The sequence below is a fragment of the Fenollaria sp. genome (assembly GCF_057222035.1).
Genome location: NZ_JBXXYC010000007.1, coordinates 97595 through 105002, shown reverse-complemented (window position 1 = coordinate 105002; position 7408 = coordinate 97595). Strand labels below are relative to the sequence as shown.

Below are 7408 nucleotides of genomic sequence, written 5' to 3'. Positions count from 1 at the left end.
GATTATGGTATACGCTATGGTGTTTGGAGCACATTTATTTCCCTATTCATGGTTGTATCAATCAAAGGGATATACAGTTGCTGCAATTTCCATTCCGATGATTTCTTTGATTTTAGGATGTGCATTTAACGGCACAACGGTAGCTGTTGCGGCATGTATTATTGAGATAGTATTTGCTTGTGTATTACATATGGAATTAAAGAAAATGGGAGATAACTAAAACAAATCCCAGTTTGTCGAGCTAAATAATTAAATAGAAATGAAAGAGATGATAGATAATTAAACTCTATCGTCTTTTTTTATACTCAAAATTAGGAGTTTAAAATGGTAAGGATAAGAAGTACCACTTAAAACAATTAAATATATAAGACAGCTAGCGATTGATATAGGTTCAGTCGCTTTTTGATGCACTTCGTCTAAAACGGCATCGTGGAAGGATGGGGTTCTTCTTTCTTCAAAAAATCACTATAAATTTTGTGCTTTCTTAGAAAATATAAATTAAAAAACTTTAAAAGCTTTCACTTTGGTGAGAGTTTTTTTAGTGCTTTATTACAAATTTATTAAAAATCACGAAAATCCATTTATTTATACTTGCGTGGGTATATAATATATATAGGTAAAGTAATAAAAAGTGATAAAAGGAGGTTTATTATGAAAAAGTTTTTATCATTTGTTCTAGTATTTGTGCTATTTTTGTCCATGTCTATGAACATTTCAATGGCTAAGTTTGACGAGACTGGTGCTAAGGAAATTGAATTTCCTCTTGATGTGGAGCCTAAAGACTATAGCGTAAGGATAGGTAAGAATGAATATCCAATTAAAAATGCTACTATACTATTTGTTAACGGTGAGCTTATTCCAAAAGTAGAGATTCTTCTTGAAGATGATACGCCTCTTATTCCTATAAGGGCACTTTCTGAGAAACTTGGCTACAAGATTGAGTGGAAGGCTACTGAGAAAAAAGTTATATTGTCTAAAGATAATTCTAATATCGAGCTTTTCATCGGGAAAAACACAGCACGTGTTGACGGCAAAGACTATAAGATGGAAAAACCGGTCAAGATTAATAATAAAGTAACATATATTCCACTAAGTTTTATAGATAAGGCTATGGGACTTGAAGTTGTTGATACTAAAGAGATGGAGGGGTTATATCCTAAGTATTACGAGACTCAAATACCGTTATCACCTGAAAAAACTATAGTTACCGCTATGAGAAATATCTTTATTGACGAAGAGCATGAGTATTTGAATAAATCTACTGGAGAAGAAACTATGAAGCTAGTACAAAAGAAGTGCATAGAAGGCCTTAAGAACTTTGAAAAGAGCACAAGAGAACGCATTGAAAAATCTAAGGAAATTCAAGAACGTTTTGATGGAGTTTTTAAAGACATTAAAAGGGAAATAGATAGAATGATTTATTTGGGAGAAGTTTCAAAATTTTACAAATACACTATAGGTGTTTATGATATTTATTACGACAGAACAGATGGCAAGATTTATTTTGAGATACCTTCAGCAGGTCCAATCATTAAGGAAATGGATGTGAATGATCCAGATTTATATACGGCGACATTTGTAGCTGGCTAGTGCTTTCGTGTTAAAATTACAATCTTTGTTAGTTTCGAATAAATATTATAAAAAGGCTTTCACTTTTGTGAGAGCTTTTTTAATGCTTTATTACAAATGTGTTAAAAATCACGAAAATCCATTTACTTTTGATTGAACGGGTATATAATATATATAGGTAAAGTAATAAAAAGTGATAAAAGGAGGTTTATTATGAAAAAGTTTTTATCATTTCTTTTAGTATTTGTGCTAGTTTTGTCAATGTCTATGAACATTTCTATGGCGAAGCTTGATGAGACTGGTGCGAAAGAAATTAGTTTTGGAACTAGTAGGGGACCTGAAGATGCCATTATACGTATCGCTGACAAAACTTATCCTATTAAGAACGAAACTATATTATTTATCAACGGAGAAATAATTCCTGAAGCTGAAGTCGTTATAGATGGCGGCAAGGCCATGCTACCACTAAGGCTTATTGCTGAAAAGCTTGGATACGAACTTGGTTGGAACGGTGCTGAGAAAAAGGTTACGCTTAAAAAAGCTGATAAGAGCATTGACATTACTATAGCTAAAAATGAAATGTCTAAGCTTATCAAGAATACTACTTATGTAAGTCCAGATTTTGTAGAAAAGAATCTTGCTGAAAGCGCTGTAGTTACTGAAAGGATTGGCGATGACTCAAAAGAATTTTATGATACTAAGATGGCTATAACTCAAGATAAGACTATCGAAAGAAGTCTTAGAAATGTCATCATTGATGAAAAGCACGAGTACAAGGACAATATTAGCTCGGATGACGCGATGAAGCTAGTAAAGGAAAAATGTCTTGAAGGCCTAAAGAATTTTGCGAAGACTTTGAAGGAAAAAACTAAGGAAGATCCAAATAGATTTGACGATGACATAAAATTAATAGAAAAAGATATCAATAGAATGATATACATTGGCGAAGTATCTAAGTTTTATAGATACACTATAGGACCTTATGATGTTTTATATGACAGAACAGATGGTAAAATCTACTTCCAAATATATCAAGATGAAACTAGAATTAAGGAAGTGGATGTGAATGATCCGAATCTGTATTTAAACATCTTTATCATTGGTTAAAAATATTAAAAGCTTTCACTTTGGTGGGAGCTTTTGTTTTTTACATAATTTGCAAAAATGATTTTTTGGTATTATAATATAAGTAAGCTTATTAGGGGGTGTCAAAATGACGGAACTTAATAAAACAAAGTCAAGAAGCAAAGTAAGTAAGATATATAACTACACTGTTTTAGGTATATATGCTTTGGTTTTGCTAGCGTATATAGTTTTTAAGCTTTTGGGTGCTGATGAAAAGGCAGCTGAAATCTTTCTTAATGGTGTATTTCTGAGTTTAATATTTGCTCTAGTGGGATTAATATTTATTAAGAAAAACGCTTTTACATGGATAAATATTATCTTGCCTGTGGTAATCAATCTACCATACTTCTTATGTCTTATAGCCGTTACGCATGGTTTGGATTGGATGGGCGTTACATTATATTACGCTGAACGCGTAATTAGCTCACCAATAAATTTAATAAAAGCATTTTTCTAATTTGCGCATAAAAATGCAGCTACATATCATATCATGTAGTTGCATTAATTTTTATCTAATTACTTGCGGATATATTATCTATGGCTGTTCTATCTGAAATATCGCTTAAGTCAATCGGGCTTGAGCTTGACTCTGGCATATCGTCTAAGCTGCCTTCCCAGACTGATTTTATTTGAACGTTTAAGTTCTCATCTCCTAGTTCGAAGCTTATATCGTCAATGCTGCTATCACCGGTACCTGAGGACACACAAAAGTAGGATAATGTATCTTTACTTTCGCTTAGGCCGATGTCGCCTCTAAAGCCGCCTGCTCTAGCTACTCCTATTGGCACAATCTCATCTGAGCTTAGCTCTTTTGTAAAGTCTTTGTTTGGATAATAAAACTTGACGTCTGACATACCATAGTCATAGTCTTGATAAACTAAAAGTAGTGGGTAGTCTAGATTGTTTAGCTTTACGAGTGAATATGTGTAAGTGCAATTAAATCCGTCATCTTTTGTGGCTGGATTAAATTTCTCTGGGTTCATATTGTCCAAAACACTTGTGTATACTTGCTTTACTTTTTCAAGATTCTCATCTTCTTGAGCTAATGCATTTTCTTCAGCATCTTTACTTTCTTCGTTGTCTTCGCTTTCTTCATCATCTTTGCTTTCTTCATTATTTTTGCTTGATTTATCGTTTGCGCTTTCTGTAAGATTCTTATCTTCAAGTGTAGTATCTTGTTTTGATGAACATGCTGTTAGGCTTAAGATAAATGTAAGGTTAATTAGAAGAGCTATCATTGTTTTTTTCATCATAAGGTCTACTCCTTTTCATAGATGTTTTTATATATCAATTCTAGCATATTTTTCTTTGTTTTACAATAAGTTTATATCAATAAAACCCTCTTCACCACGTGGCAAAGAGGGTATATGATTATATTAAATTACATCTTTGGATCGGCTTCGTAATGCGTGTGTAGTAGCTCGTGTGCTAATTCGCCGCCAACTTCGCCAAGGTATTCTTTATAAAGTTGTATGATTTTTGGATTGGCGTGTGATTTTCTTATTGCTTTACCTTTATCTATATTATAGATGGCTTCAGCTCTCCTCTTAAGTATTGAGATGTCGCCGTTATGAAGCGGTTGACCGCCTCCGCCTATACATCCGCCTGGGCAAGCCATAACTTCTATCGCATCGTATTCTTTTTCGCCTGACTTAACCATGTTTAGTAGTTTTCTTGTATTGCCAAGTCCGTTTGCTACGGCGATTCTGATTTCTCTTCCATCTATATCAACTGTTGCTTCCTTGATGCCGTTAAGGCCTCTAAGTGCAGTGAATTCAATCTCTTTAAGCTCTTTTCCTGTTATAGTCTCGTAAGCTGTTCTGCATGTTGCCTCGATAACGCCGCCTGTAGCTCCGAAGATTGCGCCTGCGCCTGTTGATTCACCCATTGGATCGTCAAATTCTTCGTCTTTAAGGTCTTTAAAGCTTAGTCCTGCTTCTTTGATCATTGCGCCAAGCTCATTAGTTGTGATAACTATATCAACGTCGCTGTGGCCCATGCTCTTAAGCTCATCTCTTGCTGATTCGTATTTTTTAGCTAAACAAGGCATTACTGATACGACTACCATATCCTTAGGATCTATGCCAAGTTTTTGGGCAAGATAAGTTTTTGCAACTGCTCCAAACATTTCATGAGGGCTCTTGCATGACGATGGTATATCGATCATATCTGAGAATTGTTGCTCCATGAAGTTTACCCAACCTGGACAGCAGCTTGTAAGTATCGGCATCTTGCCTCCCTTTGTAAGTCTTTCTACAAACTCGTGTGCTTCTTCAACTATAGTTAGGTCGGCTGCGAAGTTTGTGTCAAAGACTTGGTCAAAGCCTAATTTTTTAAGTGCACTAACCATCTTACCAGTAACTATAGTGCCTGGCTCCATGCCAAATAGCTCGCCTAGGGCAACTCTAACTGCTGGAGCAGTTTGAACAACAACGTATTTCTTTGGATCTGCAAGTGCTTTCCATACTTTTCTTGTGTAGCTCATACCATGAAGTGCGCCTGTAGGGCAGACTGTAACGCATTGTCCACAGAATGTACATGTTGTTTCGAACATGCTTCTGTTAAATGTTGAGCCGACGTGGCAGTCAAAACCACGGCCAACTTCAGCAAGTGCGCCAACTGTTTGCACCTCGTTACACATTGTCTCGCATCTTCTGCAAAGAATGCACTTTTCTGGCTCTCTAATCATAGATAAGCTTCTGTCATCTATAGGTATATGTCTTCTTTCCCCTTGATATGGAATATCTCTGATGCCTAGGTCTTGCGCTAGTTTTTGTAATTGACAGTTTAAGTTCTTAGCACAAGTCAGGCAGCTGTTTGGATGATCCGATAAAAGCAGCTCAACTATAGTTCTTCTCGCGTTTATGGCAAGAGGCGACTCAGTCTTTATATCCATACCTTCTTTAACAGGTGTTGCACACGCTGGAAGAAGCTTGCTGCTTTTTGCGTCTTCAACCATACAAACCCTGCATGAAGCAAGTTTATTTACAAATTTTATATCATGTAATTCCATGTGGCAAAGTGTAGGTATCTTTACGCCAATGGTTTTAGCAGCATCAAGTATTGAAGTTCTGCCTTCAACAGATACATCAACGCCGTTAATTTTTAAGTTTGTTATCTTAGCCATAAGTACCTCCTATACCAATACTACTGCCTTAACTGGGCAGACGTTCTTACAATTGCCGCACTTGATACACTTAGCTGTGTCAATAATGTGTTTTTCCTTAACTTTTCCTTCAATACAGTTAACAGGGCAGTTTCTAGCACATTTTGTGCAGCCGATACACTTGTCAGTGATGAAGTAGTTAAGTAAATTCTTACACTTCTTAGCTGGACAAGTCTTGTTTTCGCCAACGTGAGCCATGTATTCATCTCTAAAGTATGTTAATGTTGAAAGTATTGGGTTAGGAGATGATTGACCAAGTCCACATAGTGATGACTTGCTCACGATTATGGATAGATCTTCAAGTTTTTCTATATCTTCTTCAGTACCATTGCCTGAAGTTAATTTTTCAAGCAATTCAAGAAGCCTTTTATTGCCAATTCTACAAGGCGTACATTTACCGCATGATTCGTCAACTGAAAATTCTAGGAAGAATCTTGAAACGTCCACCATGCAGTCATCTTCGTCCATAACAACCATACCGCCAGAGCCCATGATTGAGCCTATAGCCTTAAGAGATGCAAAGTCAACCTTTGTATCAAATAATCTCTCAGGTATACATCCGCCAGATGGTCCACCAGTTTGAACGGCCTTAGCCTTTTTGCCGCCTTGAATACCTCCGCCTATATCAAAAACAATCTCTCTAATAGTAGTTCCCATAGGCACTTCAACTAGTCCTGAGTTAGCAACCTTACCAACAAGTGAGAAAACCTTAGTTCCTGACGAATCTTCAGTGCCGATGGATCTGAACCAGTCTGCGCCATGATCAATAATTTGAGCAACGTTAGCAAAAGTTTCAACATTGTTGATAACAGTTGGCTTGCCCCAAAGACCACGTTCAGTAGTTCTGTACTCTTTATTTCTTGGCATACCACGTTTTCCTTCGATAGATTCCATAAGAGCAGTACCTTCACCACAAACGAAAGCACCTGCACCTAGACGAAGCTCTATTTGGAAAGAAAAGTCACTGCCTAAAATATTGTCTCCTAATAAATTATTTTCATTTGCCTTTTTTATAGCAACTTTTAGGCTTTCAACAGCCTTTGGATACTCAGCTCTAACGTAGATAAAGCCCTTTTGAGCACCAACAGCATAAGCGCAGATGGCCATGCCCTCTAAAACGCTGTGCGGATCTTTTTCCAAAACAGACCTATCCATGTAGGCACCTGGGTCACCTTCGTCAGCGTTACAAATTATATATTTTATACCTTCTGGCTGAAGAAAAGCTGCTTCCCATTTTCTTCCAGTAGGGAAACCCGCTCCACCACGTCCCCTAAGACCAGAAGCTTTTATTTCACTAATTATATCTTCTCTTTTTGAATTAAGCGCCTTCTCTAATGAGAAATATCCGCCTAATGCTATGTATTCATCTAAGGACGCTGCATCAATAATGCCACAGTTCTTTAAAACAATTCTGTGCTGCTTTTCAAAAAATTCGCCCTTTTTAGTAATCTTGTCACCGTCAATATTAAAAGAGCCGTCCTTTTTAAGTCTATCAAGAAGAAGATCCTTAGTTTTCTTTTGAATTTCTAATAGATTTTCCTTATTCAT

Annotated in this window: 7 protein-coding genes; 4 read left to right on the top strand and 3 right to left on the bottom strand. The window is 36.4% G+C overall.

Features of this window, described 5'->3' with window-relative positions:
- The 4 genes from AC2UOP_RS06320 to AC2UOP_RS06305 all read left to right on the top strand — a co-directional run.
- On the top strand, positions 1 to 220 hold a 220-nt coding region (locus tag AC2UOP_RS06320), incomplete at its 5' end, for a DUF7010 family protein (RefSeq protein WP_484833030.1).
- Positions 221 to 651: 431 nt separating this feature from the next.
- Positions 652 to 1590 (top strand): stalk domain-containing protein, encoded by a 939-nt coding sequence (locus AC2UOP_RS06315; RefSeq protein WP_085839670.1) that lies wholly within the window; start codon positions 652 to 654, stop codon positions 1588 to 1590.
- 192 nt (positions 1591 to 1782) lie between these two features.
- Positions 1783 to 2676 (top strand): copper amine oxidase N-terminal domain-containing protein, encoded by an 894-nt coding sequence (locus AC2UOP_RS06310; protein ID WP_484833029.1) that lies wholly within the window; start codon positions 1783 to 1785, stop codon positions 2674 to 2676.
- Positions 2677 to 2782: 106 nt separating this feature from the next.
- Positions 2783 to 3151 carry a hypothetical protein gene (locus tag AC2UOP_RS06305; protein WP_085839432.1) on the top strand — a complete coding sequence of 123 codons (369 nt, stop codon included), beginning with the start codon at positions 2783 to 2785 and terminating at the stop codon, positions 3149 to 3151.
- A 55-nt stretch (positions 3152 to 3206) separates the two neighbouring features.
- Here the strand turns inward: AC2UOP_RS06305 and AC2UOP_RS06300 are convergent, their stop codons facing one another.
- The 3 genes from AC2UOP_RS06300 to AC2UOP_RS06290 all read right to left on the bottom strand — a co-directional run bounded on the left by AC2UOP_RS06300 (position 3207) and on the right by AC2UOP_RS06290 (position 7408).
- Positions 3207 to 3947 carry a hypothetical protein gene (locus AC2UOP_RS06300; RefSeq protein WP_484833028.1) on the bottom strand — a complete coding sequence of 247 codons (741 nt, stop codon included), beginning with the start codon at positions 3945 to 3947 and terminating at the stop codon, positions 3207 to 3209.
- A 128-nt stretch (positions 3948 to 4075) separates the two neighbouring features.
- Positions 4076 to 5821, bottom strand: coding sequence for an NADH-dependent [FeFe] hydrogenase, group A6 (locus AC2UOP_RS06295; protein WP_484833027.1), 1746 nt, complete (start codon positions 5819 to 5821; stop codon positions 4076 to 4078).
- A 9-nt stretch (positions 5822 to 5830) separates the two neighbouring features.
- Positions 5831 to 7408 (bottom strand): NADH-ubiquinone oxidoreductase-F iron-sulfur binding region domain-containing protein, encoded by a 1578-nt coding sequence (locus tag AC2UOP_RS06290; RefSeq protein ID WP_484833026.1) that lies wholly within the window; start codon positions 7406 to 7408, stop codon positions 5831 to 5833.

Excerpts from the sequence above, each read along its gene's own strand:
- AC2UOP_RS06315 (WP_085839670.1), top strand. The coding sequence starts at position 652 with ATGAAAAAGTTTTTATCATTTGTTCTAGTATTTGTGCTATTTTTGTCC.
- AC2UOP_RS06310 (WP_484833029.1), top strand. The coding sequence starts at position 1,783 with ATGAAAAAGTTTTTATCATTTCTTTTAGTATTTGTGCTAGTTTTGTCA.
- AC2UOP_RS06305 (WP_085839432.1), top strand. The coding sequence starts at position 2,783 with ATGACGGAACTTAATAAAACAAAGTCAAGAAGCAAAGTAAGTAAGATA.
- AC2UOP_RS06300 (WP_484833028.1), bottom strand. The coding sequence starts at position 3,947 with ATGATGAAAAAAACAATGATAGCTCTTCTAATTAACCTTACATTTATC.
- AC2UOP_RS06295 (WP_484833027.1), bottom strand. The coding sequence starts at position 5,821 with ATGGCTAAGATAACAAACTTAAAAATTAACGGCGTTGATGTATCTGTT.
- AC2UOP_RS06290 (WP_484833026.1), bottom strand. The coding sequence starts at position 7,408 with ATGAATAAGGAAAATCTATTAGAAATTCAAAAGAAAACTAAGGATCTT.